The organism is Ponticaulis koreensis DSM 19734 (genome assembly GCF_000420665.1).
In the GTDB taxonomy this organism is placed as follows: Bacteria; Pseudomonadota; Alphaproteobacteria; order Caulobacterales; family Hyphomonadaceae; genus Ponticaulis; species Ponticaulis koreensis.
Genome location: NZ_ATVJ01000002.1, coordinates 230792 through 249294, shown reverse-complemented (window position 1 = coordinate 249294; position 18503 = coordinate 230792). Strand labels below are relative to the sequence as shown.

Sequence of the window (18503 nt, the reverse complement as noted above, 5' to 3'; positions counted from 1 at the left end):
CATGGAACAGTTTCTCGGATGGACAGAAAACCCGATTTTGCTTGTGCTGCTTTCGCTCGGGCAAATCCTGCTGGTAACTGTCGTTCTTCTTCTGGCGATTGCCTTCCTTCTCTATTTTGACCGTAAGGTTCTCGCGGGCACGATGCTCCGTAAGGGACCTAACGTTGTTGGCCCATTTGGTCTGTTTCAGTCGTTTGCCGACTTCGGTAAGTTTGTTCTGAAGGAAATGATCATTCCGGCCGGTGCGAACAAAACGGTCTTTATGATCGCACCGATCCTCGCGACGACGCTTTCCCTGATCTGTTGGGCAGTGGTTCCGATTGCGCCGGGCTGGGTCGTTTCTGATCTGAACGTCGGTGTTCTCTACCTGCTTGCAATGTCTTCACTCGGTGTCTACGGCGTGATTATGGCAGGTTGGGCGTCGAACTCAAAGTATCCATTCCTCGGCGGCCTGCGGTCGGCAGCTCAGATGGTCTCTTATGAGGTCTCTATCGGTTTTGTCCTCGTTACGGTCATTCTGCTGTCCGGTTCGATGAACCTCACAACTATCGTTGAATCCCAAACGGGTGGCTTCTGGAATTGGTACGCTTTCAAGCTCCCTACGATTATCGTGATGTTCCCGATGATGGTTATTTTCTTCATCTCGGCGCTGGCTGAGACGAACCGCCCTCCCTTCGACCTTCCGGAAGCGGAATCAGAGCTCGTAGCGGGGTACCAGGTCGAATACTCAGGTACGCCATTCCTTCTTATTTATCTGGGGGAGCAGATCGCAATCACGCTGATGTGCGCGATGACGAGTGTACTGTTCCTCGGCGGTTGGCATTCTCCTGTAGGCGATCTTGGCCTGTTCGATGAGAACACGCTGGCAGGCCTTCTGGGTACAGGCACGTTTGAAAGCCTTATCGGGGCATTCTGGTTCGCTCTGAAAGTCACATTCGTGTTCTTCATGTTTGCGTTCGTTCGTGCGCTGGTGCCGCGTTATCGTTATGACCAACTGATGCGCCTTGGCTGGAAGATCTTCCTGCCGACGTCTCTCGTGGCAGTGCTGCTGATCAGTGGCTATGTCGTCTACACAAGCGCAGCGGCCGCTTAGGAGGGGATGATTTTATGAGAATTGCACAAGCCCTCAAAGGCGCCCTTCTTCTCGACTTTATCGGTGCGATGGGTCTCGGCTTCCGGTACCTGTTCCGTCGCAAAGCGACGATCAACTACCCGTTCGAGAAGAACCCGCTATCTCCACGTTTCCGTGGCGAACACGCACTGCGTCGCTACGCGAATGGCGAGGAACGTTGCATCGCGTGTAAGCTTTGCGAAGCGATTTGTCCGGCGCAGGCGATCACGATTGAAGCAGAACCTCGTGACGATGGCTCACGTCGTACGACGCGCTACGACATTGATATGACAAAATGTATCTACTGTGGCTTCTGTCAGGAAGCCTGTCCGGTAGATGCTATCGTTGAAGGCCCAAATTTTGAGTTTGCTACGGAAACTCGCGAAGAGCTCTTCTACGACAAAGAAAAATTGCTCGCCAATGGTGACCGTTGGGAGCGTGAGATTGCACGTAATCTCGAACTCGATGCGCCGTATCGATAACGGCAAAAAGATAGGACCTGTTGTGGGTAACGCGTTTAACGGCGGAAACGCCATCGGCTTAGGGGGCTGATATGGAAGTCATCGCATTCAGCATTCTTTCAGCGATTGTACTGATTGCCGCTTTCTGTGTGATTGCGGCACGTAATCCGGTACACTCTGTACTCTTCCTTATCCTTGCCTTCTTTACATCGTCGGGCCTCTTGGTTCTGATTGGTGCAGAATTCCTAGCTATGCTGCTCATCGTTGTTTACGTCGGCGCGGTCGCGGTTTTGTTCCTGTTTGTCGTGATGATGCTCGACGTGGATTTCGTAGAATTAAAGCAGGGCTTCCTCAATTACGCGCCATTCGGCGGCGTTGTGGCTCTGGTCTTCTTCGCGGAGATTGCTCTCGTCGCCAGCGCGATGGGTGCGAGCCGTCCGGAAACTTTTGATGCAAGCCCGAACGCGGAGACGAACGTCGAAGCAATCGGTCAGGTCATGTACACCGACTATCTGCTTCTCTTCCAGATTTCCGGCATCGTTCTGCTCATCGCTATGATTGGTGCGATCGTACTCACACTGCGTCACCGACCGGGCGTTCGTCGCCAATCTGTTGAAGAACAGACGGGTCGTAAGCGCGCGGATGCGGTTGAACTTAAGGACGTCCGTCCGGGACAGGGGATCTGATATGGAACTGACACTCGCCCATTATCTGTCGCTGTCCGCAGCGCTGTTTACGATTGGTGTCTTTGGCATCTTCGTGAACCGGAAGAACATTATCGTCATTCTGATGTCACTGGAACTTATGCTTCTGTCCGTGAACATCAATCTCGTCGCTTTCGGCGCGTTCAATGGCGACATCAAAGGCCAGATTTTCGCGATGCTGGTTCTGACCGTAGCGGCTGCTGAAGCCGCGGTCGGCCTTGCGATTCTGGTCACTTATTTCAGAAACCGCGGCGATATTGCTGTGGAAGATGTCAATCTCATGCGGGGCTGATAAACAGATGACATTGCCTGACCCCCTAATTTTATTCATCGTGCTCGCACCGGGCATCGCTGCAGCCATAGCAGGCCTGTTCCAGCGCTTTATCGGTGACCGTGTTGCGATGCTCGTAACGACGATTACTGTCGGCTCTGCCGGCATTCTGTCGCTGTATCAGCTTTTTGCTTACGCCTTTGGCGGCCACCATGATGCACATCACCACTTCCAGCACGTAATCCACCTTGCACGCTGGATTGATGTTGGTCAGTTCCATGCCGACTGGGCCATCCGTGTCGACGCAATGTCGATTGTTATGATGGCCGTGATCACAAGCGTTTCTGGTCTCGTGCACCTTTATTCCTGGGGCTACATGTCCGAGGACCCGCATAAAGCGCGCTTCTTCTCGTACCTGTCGCTCTTCACTTTCATGATGCTTATGCTCGTGACTGGCGACAATCTGATCCAGATATTCTTCGGTTGGGAAGGTGTTGGCCTCGCGTCTTACCTGCTGATCGGCTTCTGGTTCCACAAAGACAGCGCGAACAGCGCGTCCATTAAAGCGTTTGTTACAAACCGCGTCGGTGACTTCGGTCTTGCGCTTGGCATCATGGCGGCGTTCTTCGTGTTTGGCACCGTCGAACTCAACCCGATGCTTGAAGCGATCAAAGAGAACACGTTTGAGCATGTAGCGCCTATCGTGAGCTTTGCTGAAGCGGCGACACCACGCGACGCGTCTATCGACTTCCTTGGTTATGGCGTTCCAGTTCTGGAACTTATCGGTGTCCTGCTCTTCATCGGCGCCATGGGTAAGTCAGCTCAGTTCTTCCTGCATGTCTGGCTGCCAGACGCGATGGAAGGCCCGACACCTGTATCTGCGCTTATTCACGCCGCGACAATGGTTACCGCGGGTGTATATCTCGTGTGTCTGCTTTCGCCGATCTATGAGTACGCCCCATATGCCTCTGGTTTCATCGCGCTGATTGGTGCCGTGACAGCTCTCTACGCTGCGACAGTAGGCATGGCGCAAAATGACATTAAGCGCGTGATTGCATTCTCAACCTGTTCCCAGCTTGGCTACATGTTTTTTGCGGCGGGTGTCGGTGCGTATCAGGCGGCGATGTTCCACCTGTTCACGCACGCCTTCTTCAAAGCGTTGCTTTTCCTTGGTGCGGGGTCCGTAATTCACGGTATGCACCACGAGCAGGATATGCGCCGTATGGGCGGCGTCGCCAAGTATATGAAAATCACATACGCTGCGATGCTTATCGGCACCATTGCGATTATCGGCCTCGGTATTCCGCACACGAAATTCGGTTTTGCGGGCTTCTTCTCTAAAGATGCCATTATCGAAACTGCGTTTGCGGCAGGTATCTCCGGTGTATCATTCGCACAGCTCGCATTCTGGTTCGGTATCATTGCTGCACTACTCACAAGTTTCTACTCATGGCGCCTCATTTATATGACGTTCCACGGACCTATGGCTGAATCAAATCACCATGACGATGCGCATGAGGATGATGGCCATGAGGACGACCACCATGCTCATGGCGGCAAGCCTCACGAGTCTCCTCTCGTGATGCTTGTTCCGCTAATTCTTCTGAGTGTCGGTGCCGTGTTTGCGGGTTATTTCTTCTATGACGCTTTCGTGGGGCACCACTACGAGGAGTTCTGGAGCGGTGCGATCTATGCGGCCCCTGAAAATCATGTTCTGCATGATAAGTATGATGTTGCTCATGGCGGCATCAACCCGGGTTGGGTCTTCTGGGCGCCTCTGGTCGTAACGATCCTCGGCTTCCTTATCGCGACCTTCACTTATCTGTTTAACCGTGGCCTCGGTAAGCGCATTGCCGATACTGGCGGCCCTCTGCATGCTCTGTTCGCGAACAAGTGGTACTTCGACGAGATCTATCAGGCGACATTCGTTCGCGGCACAAAAGTGCTGGGTGACTTCTTCTGGAAGGTCGGTGACCGCAAGATTATCGACGGCTTTGGCCCGGACGGTCTGAGTGGACTGGCAAAGTGGGGTGCAAGCCGTCTGTCGGCGATGCATACAGGCTATCTGTATCACTATGCCTTTGTCATTCTCGGTGCTGCCGCGGTCTTCGGCGCAGTCATTCTAATTAACGTAGCAGGAGCGAATTGATGGGCGACTTTGCGCTCCTTTCCTTCATGATTTTTGCACCGGCTCTCGGGGCGCTTCTGCTCCTGTGGGTCCGGAAAATCACGGCGTCTAATGCGACGTCAGTTGAAGAAGAGTCTCGTGTAGCTTTCCTCGTCGGTCTGGTTGTCAGCGCTGCGACGTTTGTTCTGTCGATTATTGCGCTGGCTTATTTCCAACCGGGGGCTGAAGGGTTCCAGCTCGTTGAAGATCATTCCTGGTTCGGCGGCACGCTGAATGAGGCGGGTGAAGTTGTCGGCGGTATTCGCTACAAGATGGGCGTCGACGGCATGTCGATCCTGCTCGTGCTTTTGACGACTTTCCTGACGCCGCTCTGCTTCCTGGCTAGCTGGGGGAGTGTAAAGCACCGCGTAACCGAGTACGTAGCGGCGTTCCTGTTCCTTGAAACGCTGATGCTTGGTGTATTCTGTTCGCTCGATCTTATGTTGTTCTACGTCTTTTTCGAGGCTGGCCTGATCCCGATGTTCATTATCATTGGCATCTGGGGCGGCGCAGAACGTGTCTACGCTTCGTTCAAGTTCTTTCTGTATACGCTGCTTGGCTCTCTGTTCATGCTGCTCGCGGTCATCGCTATGTACCTGCAAGCAGGCACGTCAGATATCGTTGAATTACAGACGGTCATCCCGCAGATTTTCGCTGTCGAAGACGGAAAGTTTGGCGTCCAGCATCTGTTATGGCTCGCATTTTTTGCATCCTTTGCTGTGAAGCTTCCAATGTGGCCGGTTCATACCTGGCTTCCGGATGCGCACGTACAGGCGCCGACCGCCGGTTCCGTGATTCTGGCGGGTGTTCTGTTGAAGATGGGCGGCTATGGCTTCCTGCGCTTCTCTTTGCCCATGTTCCCAGAAGCCAGCGTCTACTTCCAGCCGATGGTCTTCGCGATGAGTGTTATCGCGATTGTATATGCTTCGCTGGTCGCATTCCGTCAGACGGATATGAAGAAGCTGATTGCTTATTCATCCGTCGCTCACATGGGCTTTGTCACACTGGGTATTTTCTCGTTCACTGAAATCGGCATTCAGGGCGCTATCTTCCAAATGATCTCGCACGGCGTGATTTCCGGTGCACTCTTCCTGATCGTTGGTGTCATTTATGATCGCATGCACACTCGTGAGATTAAGTTCTATGGTGGCCTCGTCACCAAGATGCCGGTTTATGCAGCGATCTTCATGCTGTTTACGATGGCGAATGTTGGCCTGCCGGGCACAAGCGGTTTTGTCGGCGAGATTTTGACAATGGCAGGTAGCTTCCAGGCTTCTACCTGGGCGGCTACAGGTGCCGCACTCGGCGTGATCTTCTCTGCCGTATACATGCTCACACTTTATCGGCAGACAGTGTTCGGTGTGATGACCAATGAGAAGCTCGAAGGCATCAAGGACATCAACCGCACAGAAGCAATTGTGTTCGCACCTCTCATCATCGCTACGATCGTACTTGGTGTATTCCCTGCGATCATTTTTGACATCACTGAACTCAGCGTGGCGCCTATCATGGCTGCCGTATCTGGATTGATTGGATAACTGACCATGAACTGGGACGAAATCTTCGCAGCAGCTACGCCCGAGCTCTACCTCGCATTTGCGGGTCTGATCGCGGTTGTTCTTGGTGCGGTTCTTCGCGAACGTTTTGCAACGGTTTCTATCAAAGCCGGCGCGCTGATACTTCTCGGCGCTTGCGCGCTCTCGCTCTTCAACATTGAAGGCGGCGTTGCCTTCAACGGACTTTGGGAAACGGATCGTTTCACGAACCTCGCTAAAGCCGTTTGTTACTTCTGCGCAGGTGTGGCTTTGCTGATCGCGGAACCATATCTCGTGAAAGAGCGCCTTATCCGCTACGAGTACGCGCTTCTGGTGATCTTCGCATCGCTCGGTATGGGCATCACGCTCTCAGCAAACGATTTGATGACGCTTTATCTCGGCATCGAGACCCTCAGCCTCTCATCTTATGTGCTCGCAGCCTTTAATCGGGACAGCCAACGGTCTTCTGAAGCGGGTCTTAAATACTTTGTACTCGGCGCGCTCGCATCTGGTCTGATCCTCTACGGCTCCTCGCTTGTGTACGGTTTCTCTGGTTCGACCAACTATGATGCTATTGCACAGGCCGAGTTCGGTATTGGTCTCGTGTTCGGTCTCGTACTGCTGATTACTGGTCTTGCGTTCAAAGTATCTGCGGCGCCACTGCACGTCTGGACGCCTGACGTATATGAAGGTGCGCCGACGCCGGTTGTCGCTTTCTTCGCCTCTGCGCCAAAGCTTGCGTCTATGGTTGTCTTTGCGACGATCCTGTTTGAGGCCTTTGGTAACGCAATCGACCAGTGGCAGGATGTCATCCTGATTATCTCTGGTGCATCTATGCTGATCGGAGCCTTTGGTGCGCTGCGCCAGACAAATCTAAAACGCCTGTTTGCTTACTCTTCTATCGGCAATATGGGCTATGCGCTCATTGCTCTCGCCGCTGGTGAAGATATCGGCGGACCAGCTTTGCTCGTCTATATGGTGATTTATGCGCTGTCACAGCTCGGGATCTTTGGGGTGCTTCTGTCTATGCGCCGTCGTGGTGGTATGGTCGAAGACATCTCAGAGCTTTCAGGTCTGTCATCCACAATGCCTTGGCTCGCAGTCTGCATGACTGCTCTGGTCTTCTCTGTGGCTGGGATTCCTCCATTGGGCGGCTTCTTCGGTAAACTGGTTGTGTTCCAGGCTGGTGTTGAAGCAGGTCTGTGGCCAATCGTGATTATCGGCGTGATCGCGTCAGTCGTTTCGCTCGGCTACTATCTCCGCATCATCATGATCATGTGGGGCGGCGACAAGCTTGCACCGTTTGAGAATATGTCCGGCACTGTCGGCATCACGGTGAGTGCAGCCACTATCCTTGCTTTCCCTGTTTTCACCGTAGTTATCGGTTGGATGATGTCACTCGCCGGTGGCAGCTTTTCACTCGGTTAAGCGCCAGTGTTTCAGCTGAACGCTCTGGCGAATGCCTGGCCAGTTGAATGGTATGATGAAATCGACAGCACTTCTGCTCTTGCTGGGCGACGTGCTGTCGACGGCGTTCAGAAACCTGTCTGGTTCGCAGCTAAAGCGCAGACAGCTGGCCGTGGACGCCTTGGTCGCAAGTGGATATCCGAAACCGGAAATCTCTACACGACTGCTCTTATCCCGATTGATGGCTTGTCTCCTGCAGTTGCGGGCGTTTCACTGAGTATTGGGCTGGCCGTCAGGGATATGGTCATCGAGCTCAGTCAGGGACGACTCATTCCGGGCCTTAAATGGCCCAATGACGTGCGCATCGACGGGGCCAAGCTCAGTGGTATCCTGCTCGAAAGCGGAAGATCGTCTCAGACCAGACAATTCTGGCTGTCTATCGGTATCGGAGTAAACCTCGCCTTTGCTCCGGATATTCCCGATTATTCAACCGCCAGTCTGGCAGAGGTTTTACCTGATATTGCTGTAGCTCCTGAAACAGCGCTTTTGGTACTTGATGGGTGCTTACGTAGACGCCTTACGCAATTCTCTGAGTTCGGCATGTCTTCGGTAATTAATGACTGGATGAAGGCGACAGACCAGATTGGTGCAATTTGCCGCTCAAAACTTGGCGATCAAACCATAGAAGGTGAGTTTCACGGGCTGGACGAGCACGGTCATATGTGTCTGAACACCTCGACCGGCGAGGTCGTCACGATCACGGCTGGTGATGTTGAGCTTGTGAAGGAACGCTGAGCCATGCTTCTGGCGATCGATGTCGGCAATACGAACACTGTTTTTGGGCTCCATGACGGCAAGTCATGGGTCGCACAGTGGCGTAGCGCAACCGACAGTACAAAGACGGCCGACGACTATGCGGTCTGGCTGACGCAACTCTGCCGGATGGATGGTATTCCGTTTGGCGATCTGGATGCCTGCATTATTTCATCCGTTGTTCCGCAAGCTCGTTTCAATTTCCGCAATCTGGCGCGCCGTTATCTGGATATCGAGCCAATGTTTATTGGAGGATCTTCGGTTGAGTTGGGTGTCCCAATCAGGATCTCGAGACCCGAGCAGGTAGGTGCTGACCGTCTGGTGAACGCCGTTGGCGCACATGCGCAGCATAAAGGTGCTCTCATCGTAGTGGATAGCGGCACCGCAACGACGTTTGACATTGTTGGCGCTGATGGCGGTTTTGAAGGCGGGATCATTTCTCCCGGCATAAACCTCTCCATGCGTGCCCTTCATGACGCCGCTGCCAGCCTGCCGCGCATCGCAATTCAAAGACCGTCCCAGGTGATCGGACAGGACACGGTATCTGCAATGCAGTCCGGTATCTTCCTCGGTTATCTTGATCTGATTGATGGTCTTATCCGTAGGATTAAGGCAGAGTACACAGAACCGATGACGGTGATTGGAACAGGCGGTGTTGCATCACTATTTGAAGGTGAGAGCGAAGAGATCGATATCTACGATCCTGATGTCACAATCCGTGGCCTACTTGAGATTTACCGCCGGAATAAAAAATAGAACGTATGACAGATAAAGCAGAACTCCTGTTCCTGCCGCTTGGCGGTTGCAACGAAATTGGAATGAACCTCAACGCCTACGCTTACGGTCCTGTACATGACCGGCGCTGGATTATTGTTGATATGGGCGTGTCGTTTGGTGACCTCAGAACGCCTGGTGTCGATGTCATTATTCCAGATCCAGGCTTCATTGAAGAGCAGCGAGATAACATTGAAGCGATTTTCCTCACGCACGCGCATGAGGATCATATCGGTGCCGTCGGGCATCTTTGGCATCGCTTCCAGAAGCCGATGTACGCAACGCCGTTCACCGCGGAACTGATTCGGCACAAGTTGAATGACGCAGGCGTAATAGACAAAGCAAAGCTCAATGTTGTTCCGCTCGGTGGCAAAGTAAAAGCTGGGCCGTTCGAGGTGGAGTACGTCACGCTTACACATTCAATTCCCGAACCGAACGGTCTCGCGATCAAAACGCCCGCAGGCACTATTCTTCACACTGGTGACTGGAAAATCGACCCTGATCCGCAGATAGGCGCACCGTTTGATTCAACTGTCCTTGAGAAGATGGGCGATGAAGGCGTTCTCGCCATGGTCTGTGACTCTACCAATGTGTTCGAAGAAGGCGAAGCTGGATCAGAAGGTAGTTGTCGTGATGAACTGGTCGACCTGATCGGAGAGCAGACGGGGAGGGTAGCGGTTACCGCTTTCGCGTCGAACGTTGCGCGTGTTGAGAGCATTGTGCGCGCCGCCGAGGCGAATGGACGCCATGTATGCCTTGTAGGCCGATCCATGCATCGGATTACAGCAGCCGCAAAAGCGGTTGGTATGCTGGCAGATTGTGCTGAGTTCGTTGATGAGAAAGAAGCGGGCTATCTGCCTCCAGAAGCTATTCTTTACCTTTGCACTGGGTCTCAAGGTGAGCCACGCGCTGCTCTTTCTCGTATCGCGCAAGGCAACCACCCACACGTAACTCTGAATAAGGGCGATACGGTTATTTTCTCGTCGCGCGTGATTCCGGGTAACGAGCGTGGGATCTTTGACCTGCAGAACGCGCTTGCGGAGAAGGGCGTGAAGCTCATTACAGATCGTATGCGGCACATTCACGTTTCAGGTCACCCGTGCCGCGACGAACTGCGCCGGATGTATTCATGGGTGCGTCCGCGAATCTCTGTGCCTGTGCACGGCGAGCGTCGTCACATCCTCGAACATGCCGACTACGCGAAGTCTCTACAGGTGTCTGAGGCGGTAACGCCGAAGAATGGCGACGTCATTCGATTGGCACCAGGGCGTGCAAAGATCGTCGATGAGGTGCCGACCGGCCGTCTTCTCCTCGACGGCAATCGTCTCATTCCGGAAAATGCTCAGGGTATCCAAGAGCGACGACGGCTTTCATTCGCGGGCCATGTCACCGTTGCCATTTGTTTTGATGACAACGCGGACATCATCGACGGCCCGGAAGTATTTGTCCGGGGCTATTCAGAGCCAGATGGAAGGACGCTCGACGAAACGATTGATGCGTTCGATGAGGCCGCGGAAAATGCGATAGATGGTCTCAAGCGTAAAGCGAGGCTTGACGATGAAACGGTCGAGCGTTCACTTATCCGCGCGCTGCGCAAGGTAGGCGAGCGTGAGCTTGGAAAACGTCCGCTGATCGATGTTTCGATCCTGCGGGGATAATCAACAGACTGAAAGCGGGGAAACATGATCGGTCCACTCAACCATGTAGGCGTTGCGGTTCCTTCCATTGAGGAAGCGGCTCAAACCTATCGTGAACTGTATGGCGTAACAGACATTACCGAACCAGGCGAAATGCCCTCACAAGGTGTCCGCTTTTGCTTTGTAAATCTCCCAAACAGCCAGATCGAACTGATTGAGCCGCTGGGTGACGATTCCCCGATCCTTAACTTCCTCAAAAAGAACCCGAAGGGTGGCCAGCATCATGTGTGTTTCGAAGTTGAAGACATTCATGAAGCCAAGCGTGAAATGGAAGCTAAGGGCGCGACAGTTCTGAACGAGCCACGCATTGGTGCGCACGGAACGCCGATTATCTTCGTTCATCCGAAAAACTCGAACGGCGTGCTGATCGAGCTGATGGAAACTCCAAAACACTAATGGGTATTTTTTCTGCTTCCGTCGTCTTTCTGATTTCATGGTGGATGGTTTTTCTGGCTGTCTTGCCAATTGGCGTGCGCGGCCAGCATGAAGACTATGTGCCGGACGACGGAACAGAGCCCGGCGCGCCTCAGGCCGCGAACCTTTGGAAGAAAGCCATATGGGCGACTATCGGTGCCGCCGTGGTTACACTGTTTGGCTTTATTGTCGCGATCAGCGGAATTCTCCCTGAACCGGATCGTATCTGGTAGAAGCTGATTGCGCGCGACTCATACGGGCGCTAGATCAGCATGATCTTCTTTTACAGCGAATGGCATCATGAAGCTTTCTAACTATTTCCTGCCTGTTCTCAAGGAAACTCCAGCCGAAGCGACGATCTTGTCGCACCAGTACATGCTTCGAGCGGGTATGATCCGCCAGAACGGCGCGGGCATTTACAGCTGGCTGCCGCTGGGTTTGAAGGTGCTCCGTAAGATCGAGGTGATCGTGCGTGAGGAGATGGATCGCGCAGGCGCCGTGGAAATGCTGATGCCGACGATCCAGCAAGCCGAGCTCTGGCAGGAAAGCGGTCGTTATGATGACTATGGTAAGGAGATGCTGCGCATCACCGACCGTCATGATCGTGAAATGCTCTTTGGTCCGACCAATGAGGAAATGATTACCGACATTTTCAGGTCGTATGTGCGTAGCTACAAGCAGCTGCCCCTGAACCTGTATCACATCCAATGGAAGTTCCGTGACGAAATCCGTCCGCGCTTTGGCGTGATGCGTGGTCGTGAGTTTCTGATGAAAGACGCTTATTCCTTCGACATCGATGCTGACGCGGCCCGCCGGTCCTATCAGAAGATGTTTTGTGCTTATCTGAACACGTTCGACCGTCTCGGCCTGACTGCTGTGCCTATGAAGGCGGACACTGGCCCTATCGGCGGCGATCTAAGTCACGAATTTATCATTCTCGCGGAAACTGGCGAAAGCGAAGTGTTCCTTGATAAGGCGCTTCTTGATGTGCCAGCGCCGGGTATTGATTTCGATTTTGATGGTGACCTCACAACTGAAATCGACAAGCGTACTCAGTATTACGCAGCAACCGACGAAATGCATGATGTAGCTGAGTTCGAAGCTGTTCCAGAAGACCGGCGCGTATCCGCTCGCGGTATCGAAGTCGGTCATATCTTCTTCTTTGGCGACAAATACTCTTCGCCGATGAAAGCAGAGATCATGAACGCGGAAGGTAAGAGCGTTCCGGTTCAAATGGGCTCTTACGGTGTTGGTGTGTCGCGTCTGGTTGGCGGCATTATCGAAGCGTCTCACGATGACAAAGGCATAATCTGGCCGAAGTCTGTAGCGCCTTTCGACGTCGGTATCGTAACTGTGAAGGCCAAGTCTGAAGAAATTCAGGCAGCTGGTTCAGACGCATATGCACAGCTTCAGAATGCTGGTTTAGATCCTTTGTATGATGATCGTGATGCCAGCCCCGGCGTAAAGCTCTCTTCAATGGAACTGATTGGCATTCCATACGTCTTAGTCATCGGTCCGAAGGGACTGGAAAAAGGCGTGGTGGAGTTAAAGACGCGCGCGACGGGAGAATCTGAAGAAATGTCACTCGAAGCGGCCATCAATAAACTGAAAGCGGTAGCGTGAGCTCCGTAGCTCCCGAAGCACTCAAAGACAGACCGTTTGGTTATTACGAACGGTCGCTCGCGTTCCGATATATCCGCGCTCGTCGTGAGCACGGCGGTGTGGCTATTGTTTCCATTCTGTCTCTCGTCGGTATTGCCCTCGCAGTTGCTGCGTTGATTATTGTCATGTCGATCATGAACGGGTTCCGAGCCGAGCTAATTGATCGTGTTCTAGGAAACTCGGGACATATCCGCGTTTATTCCGGACAGAACCTTGCAACTGAGATCGACGATCTGATCATCCAGCTTGAAGCGAGAGATGACGTTCTCAGCGCTGTGCCGATCGTTGAGGGAGCCGTTCTGGCTTCTTCCGATGCTGTCGCGCGTGGTGCCTATGTGCGGGGTATCAGTCCCAGCGATACTGATGCGTTTGAGTTTCTTCAAGGTGATCTTTACCGCGGAAGTATGGAAACCTTTGGTGACGGACGTTTTGGCGGCGACGATATCATCATTTCAGAACGACTGGCACGCTCGCTATATGTGACGGCAGGTGATTCACTCACGCTTATCGCTCCCGAAGGCGCTGCGACTATGGGCGGCGTCATTCCGAGACGTAAAGTATACAACATTGCGGGGGTGTTTGAGGTTTTCTCGGGAAACGCAAACCCGCTCGACGACTCGCTGATCATTATGCCGTTGGAACAGGCTCAGCTCTTTTTTAATTCGCGTGATCGCTATCCGATTGTCGAGCTGAAGATTAATGACCCGCAGGATGTTGATGTCGTGCTTCAAACGCTACAGAGGGAAATCCTTCCGAGAGGCATGCTTACGCAATCTTGGAAAGAGTTGTACCGCGGCATTGTAGGCGCGCTGGAGGTCGAGCGCAGCATGATGCGGATGATTTTCGCGGTCCTGATTACCATCACCGCCTTGAACATTATTACCGGCATTGTGATGCTCGTGAAAAATAAGGCGCGCGACGTCGCTATTTTGCGTACGATGGGCGCAAGCCGCAGCACGATACTTCGTGTCTTCCTGATGATTGGCGGAATTCTTGGTGTATCCGGTCTGGTGCTCGGTCTGACGTTGGGTCTGCTCTTTTGCTTCAATATCGAGCCAATTCAAGACTTCCTGAATATGCTGACAGGCAACGCAATCTGGAATCCAGATGTTTACGGTCTGCCTTACATTCCTGCGCTAATCGATTGGTCTGAAGTCGGTTTTGCGTCAGCTTATGCATTTCTGGTTTCGATAGTCGTGTCCGTGCTCCCAGCATGGAACGCTGCAAAGCTCGACCCCGTCGAAGCATTGAGATCGGAGTAGAGCTATGAGCGTTGTATTGCAGCTTTCCTCTGTGGTGAGGACTTACAGGACGGGCGAAAACGCCGTTGATGTTCTTAAAGGTATAAACCTTGAACTAAGGCGTGGTGAGCTTGTGGGGCTTGTAGGGCCTTCCGGCTCTGGAAAGTCGACGCTTCTGCACACCGCAGGCCTCTTAGAGAAGCCCGACGAAGGATCTGTGCTTCTCGATGGCGAAGATTGTTTGAAGCTGAATGACCGCCAGCGGACACTCATGCGTCGCACGCGCCTTGGGTTTGTCTATCAGTTCCACCATCTGCTTCCGGAGTTTAATGCGATCGATAATGTCGCAGCTCCACTTTACCTCTCAGGCGTTCATAGGAATGTGGCGCGCGAGCGTGCCGTGGAATTGTTGGAAAAGATGGGGCTTGGTCATAGGCTGAACCATCAGCCGATGGAGATGTCTGGCGGTGAGCAGCAGCGGGTCGCAATTGCGCGTGCACTGTCGAACCGACCGAAGATTCTGATTGCCGACGAACCAACTGGTAACCTTGACACAAAAACAACGGAAAGCGTGTTTCAGCAGTTGATTGAAACCGGCAGGACTGAAGGTCTAGCCATGCTGATCGCAACCCACAACCTCGCACTGACCCAGTATATGGACCGTGTACTGACCCTCGAGGACGGGAAACTCACAACTTTCGAACCTGCGAAGGCTTCTGGCTGAGACCGTTTTCTTCCATGATGGTTAAAGGTCAGGAAGATTATGATGTCAGAAAGCTATAAAACTCCGCGCTTTGTTCACCTCGGTGTACGTTCTTCTTTCTCTCTTCTGGAGAGTATGATTACGTCCGGTGCACTGAAGTCCTGGGCTGAAGGCAATCTAGTCTCCGCCGTTGGCGTAACCGATCACAACAATCTTTTCGGCGCACTTGAGATTTCGGAGTATCTGGCGGGTATTGGGGTTCAGCCGGTCGTTGGCGTCGCTTTCGATGTGATGCCGGCACTGCATGATGCCCAACCCTATAAACTGACGATCTATGCCAAAGATGAGACGGGCTATGAACGTCTTATGGAAATTGCTTCGGCTGCTTATCTCGAAAGCGAGGATGGTGTTCCGGTTCTTAAAGAGCATCATGCTTTTGAAAAGACCGAAGGACTGATTGCGCTTTCTGGCGGAGCGTATGGCGAGGCGGGTCAAGCGGCTTGCCGCGGCAAGTATGACCAGGTTTTGGCCTCCCTTAAGCGACTGGCCGATGCCTATCCTGACCGCTGTTACGTTGATATTCAGCGCCATGACGAACCTGAAGAAATTCAGAGCGAGCCCATGCTCATTGAAGCTGCGTATGAGCTTGGATTGCCGCTAGTCGCTATTCAGGATGCAAGATTCCTGAAACGCGAAGACCATGCGGCTCATGATGCGCTCATGTGTATCCGTAACGGAAGCTATATCGGCCAGACTGAACGCTATCGGATCACAGAAGAGCATTATCTGAAGTCGTCGGACGAAATGGAGGCGCTCTTCGCCGACATTCCCGAGGCTATTGAGAACACTATAGCTCTCGCTCAAAGGTGCGCTGTGCGCCCCCGTCTGCGAAATCCAATCCTTCCGCACTTCGATGGCGGGTTTGGTCGTAGCGAAGCAGATGAACTTCGCGCACAGGCGAATGAGGGCCTCGAACGGCGCCTTGCCGAAGTCGAAAAGATGTACGGTACGCGAGAGGATTATCAGGAGCGCCTCGATTACGAGCTCGGTATCATCGAGAATATGGGCTTTCCGGGCTACTTCCTGATCGTATCTGACTTCATCAAATGGGCTAAAGAACACGATATTCCCGTTGGGCCGGGGCGTGGTTCAGGTGCGGGGTCTCTGGTCGCCTGGGTGCTGCTTATTACCGACCTAGATCCGCTTCGTTTCGGACTGCTCTTCGAGCGTTTTTTGAACCCTGAACGTGTTTCTATGCCTGACTTTGACGTCGATTTCTGTCAGGAGCGTCGTGGTGAAGTCATCCGCTATGTGCGCGATAAATATGGTGAAGCCAGCGTCGCATCGATCATTACCTTCGGTACGCTTCAGGCGAAGGCTGTGGTGCGAGATGTCGGTCGCGTTATGCAGATGCCTTACGGGCAAGTGGATCGACTTTCCAAGCTGATCCCGTTCAATCCGGCAAAGCCGCCAAAGCTGAAAGACGCGATCGCGGATGAACCGAAGTTCGATGAGGAAAAAGATCGAGACCCTCTGGTCGGCGAGATGCTGGAAAAAGCGCTCGCGCTCGAAGGGCTTTACAGGAACTGTGGTACGCACGCCGCCGGCGTCGTTATCGGCGACCGGCCACTCGTTCAGCTGACGCCGCTTTTCCGCGATCCAAGGTCCGACCTTCCGGCGACCCAGCTCAATATGAAATGGGCTGAGCAGGCCGGACTCGTGAAGTTCGACTTCCTTGGCCTGAAAACGCTGACCGTCATCCACCGCGCGCTCAAATTCCTGAATGAGACGGAAACGTCCATGCCGAAGGCCTGGCGTGCCTATGACGATGAGTCGACCTATCAGCTGATGTCTGTAGGCGACACGCTGGGTGTGTTCCAGCTCGAGGGGCAGGGTATGCGCGATACCTTGAAAAAAGTGCAGCCGGGCTCGATGGAAGATGTGATCGCTATCATCTCTCTCTATCGTCCGGGCCCAATGGATAACATACCGCAGTTCGTCGACGTTAAATTCGGACGTGTTGATGCGGACTATTATCACCCGCTTCTGAAACCGATCCTTGAAGAGACTTACGGCGTTCCGGTCTATCAGGAACAGGTTATGCGTATGGCGCAAGAGCTTGCGGGCTACTCGCTCGGTGAAGCGGATATGCTCCGCCGCGCTATGGGTAAGAAAAAAGTCGAGGAGATGCTCAAGCAGCGTAAGCGCTTTATCGAGGGTGCTGCTGAGAAGGACGTTCCAGAGAAACAGGCCAGCCATATCTTCGATGTTATGGAGAAGTTCGCCGGCTACGGTTTTAACAAATCCCACGCAGCTGCTTATGCCGCAATTTCTTACCAGACGGGTTATTTGAAAGCGAACCACCCGATCGAATTTCTCGCGGCTTCAATGAGCCTCGATATCCAGAACACTGATAAACTTGCAGCGTTTTTCCAGGAAGCGAAGCGTCTGAATATCACGGTCCAAGCGCCAGATATCAATCTCAGCAATCCGGACTTCGATGTTCGCGATGGTTCCATCATCTATGCTCTCGGCGCGATTAAGGGCGTGGGCATGGAAGCGATGAAACATGTTTGTGAAATTCGCAAAGAGCGACCGTTTGATAGCCTTCATGATTTCGCAGAGCGGGTGGATCCGCGTCTGATCAACCGAAAGTGTCTCGAGTCGCTCGCTAAATCAGGCGCGTTTGACTCGCTGGAACCAAATCGGGCGCGCGCACTAGCGGCTGTCGATGTTCTGGTCGCCACGGCTTCGTCCGCAGCCGATGATCGAGCAGCAAACCAGAATAGCCTGTTCGGAGATGATAAATCTCAGACGCGGGCGCCAATTCCGAAAGTCCCCGCTTGGAGTTCGACACAGCTGCTTGACCATGAGTTCAAAGCAGTCGGCTTCTACCTCAGTGGACACCCGCTCGACGGACTGCTCCTTGCCGGCGCCAGAGACAGGATTACTTTCGCCATGGATATCCAGACGGCAGCGCGTGAGAAGGGCGCTCTGGAGATGATGGGTATTGTACGAGCCAAGAATGAACGCCCAGCTCAGTCTGGTGGTAAGTTCGCGTGGGTCACGTTCTCTGACCCGACCGGCGAGTTCGAAGCTATGGTGCCGCCAGAAACCCTGATGGAGATTCGCGACGTTATCGAAACCGGCGCCTCAGTGGTGGTCCGTATCCGTCCTCGTGTTAAGGACGATGAGATCCGGCTGACAGTTGATGGCGCCATCCCACTGGAAAAGGCGGCTCTTGGTGCGCCTAAGGGGCTTATTGTAAGTCTCCTTCCTGGAACGGACCCGGCAACCTTTGTTGAGGTGTCAAAACACCTGGTGAATCTGAGCACGCATGAGCGCGGCGAACTTCGTGTGGAGGTGCCGATTTCGGGTAACCGGATTGCGCTGGTAAGCTTGCCCGGTAAGTACGCTGTCGGCACGGCCGCGGCTCAGGCGTTGAAGTCTGCTCCGGGCGTTCGTGCCGTACGTGAACTTGCTGCGTAATCGCGGGTTGCCAGAACGCCTAAACTCTGTATAAGCCACGCCTATTCCGACACG

At 53.4% G+C, this 18503-nt stretch carries 16 protein-coding genes; all 16 read left to right on the top strand.

Translation table 11 applies throughout. The annotated features are described in order from the left end of the window. Window position 1: 1 nt before the first annotated feature. Window positions 2-1093, top strand: a complete 1092-nt coding sequence (gene nuoH / locus G523_RS0113020; protein ID WP_022695502.1) for an NADH-quinone oxidoreductase subunit NuoH — start codon at window positions 2-4, stop codon at window positions 1091-1093. Between the two features lie 14 nt (window positions 1094-1107). Continuing rightward, on the top strand, window positions 1108-1593 hold the full coding sequence (nuoI, locus tag G523_RS0113015; protein WP_022695501.1) for an NADH-quinone oxidoreductase subunit NuoI: 486 nt from the start codon (window positions 1108-1110) through the stop codon (window positions 1591-1593). A gap of 71 nt (window positions 1594-1664) precedes the next feature. Next, window positions 1665-2258 (top strand): NADH-quinone oxidoreductase subunit J, encoded by a 594-nt coding sequence (locus tag G523_RS0113010; RefSeq protein WP_022695500.1) that lies wholly within the window; start codon window positions 1665-1667, stop codon window positions 2256-2258. Between the two features lies 1 nt (window position 2259). Beyond that, window positions 2260-2568 (top strand): NADH-quinone oxidoreductase subunit NuoK, encoded by a 309-nt coding sequence (gene nuoK, locus G523_RS0113005; RefSeq protein WP_022695499.1) that lies wholly within the window; start codon window positions 2260-2262, stop codon window positions 2566-2568. A gap of 7 nt (window positions 2569-2575) precedes the next feature. Then, window positions 2576-4696 carry an NADH-quinone oxidoreductase subunit L gene (nuoL, locus tag G523_RS0113000; protein WP_033233294.1) on the top strand — a complete coding sequence of 707 codons (2121 nt, stop codon included), beginning with the start codon at window positions 2576-2578 and terminating at the stop codon, window positions 4694-4696. Continuing rightward, window positions 4696-6252, top strand: a complete 1557-nt coding sequence (locus tag G523_RS0112995; RefSeq protein WP_022695497.1) for an NADH-quinone oxidoreductase subunit M — start codon at window positions 4696-4698, stop codon at window positions 6250-6252. The genes nuoL and G523_RS0112995 overlap by 1 nt, the downstream gene beginning before the upstream one ends. Window positions 6253-6258: 6 nt before the next feature. Continuing rightward, window positions 6259-7677 (top strand): NADH-quinone oxidoreductase subunit NuoN, encoded by a 1419-nt coding sequence (nuoN, locus tag G523_RS0112990; protein WP_022695496.1) that lies wholly within the window; start codon window positions 6259-6261, stop codon window positions 7675-7677. 6 nt (window positions 7678-7683) lie between these two features. After that, entirely contained in the window at window positions 7684-8451 is a 768-nt protein-coding gene (locus tag G523_RS0112985) for a biotin--[acetyl-CoA-carboxylase] ligase (protein ID WP_022695495.1), read from the top strand. Between the two features lie 3 nt (window positions 8452-8454). Next, window positions 8455-9225, top strand: a complete 771-nt coding sequence (locus tag G523_RS0112980; protein ID WP_022695494.1) for a type III pantothenate kinase — start codon at window positions 8455-8457, stop codon at window positions 9223-9225. Window positions 9226-9230: 5 nt separating this feature from the next. Next, on the top strand, window positions 9231-10901 hold the full coding sequence (locus G523_RS0112975) for a ribonuclease J (RefSeq protein WP_022695493.1): 1671 nt from the start codon (window positions 9231-9233) through the stop codon (window positions 10899-10901). A 24-nt stretch (window positions 10902-10925) separates the two neighbouring features. Then, window positions 10926-11336 (top strand): methylmalonyl-CoA epimerase, encoded by a 411-nt coding sequence (gene mce / locus G523_RS0112970; RefSeq protein WP_022695492.1) that lies wholly within the window; start codon window positions 10926-10928, stop codon window positions 11334-11336. Further along, window positions 11336-11587, top strand: coding sequence for a DUF1467 family protein (locus G523_RS0112965; protein WP_022695491.1), 252 nt, complete (start codon window positions 11336-11338; stop codon window positions 11585-11587). The genes mce and G523_RS0112965 overlap by 1 nt, the downstream gene beginning before the upstream one ends. A 67-nt stretch (window positions 11588-11654) precedes the next feature. After that, window positions 11655-12977, top strand: coding sequence for a proline--tRNA ligase (gene proS, locus G523_RS0112960; protein WP_022695490.1), 1323 nt, complete (start codon window positions 11655-11657; stop codon window positions 12975-12977). Next, window positions 12974-14278 (top strand): lipoprotein-releasing ABC transporter permease subunit, encoded by a 1305-nt coding sequence (locus G523_RS0112955; protein ID WP_022695489.1) that lies wholly within the window; start codon window positions 12974-12976, stop codon window positions 14276-14278. Before proS ends, G523_RS0112955 begins: the two co-directional genes overlap by 4 nt. Window positions 14279-14282: 4 nt before the next feature. Next, window positions 14283-14981: an ABC transporter ATP-binding protein gene (locus G523_RS0112950; protein WP_022695488.1), complete on the top strand. Its 699-nt coding sequence runs from the start codon at window positions 14283-14285 to the stop codon at window positions 14979-14981. Window positions 14982-15023: 42 nt separating this feature from the next. Beyond that, window positions 15024-18449 carry a DNA polymerase III subunit alpha gene (gene dnaE / locus G523_RS0112945; protein WP_027441727.1) on the top strand — a complete coding sequence of 1142 codons (3426 nt, stop codon included), beginning with the start codon at window positions 15024-15026 and terminating at the stop codon, window positions 18447-18449. The last annotated feature ends 54 nt before the right edge of the window (window positions 18450-18503 follow it).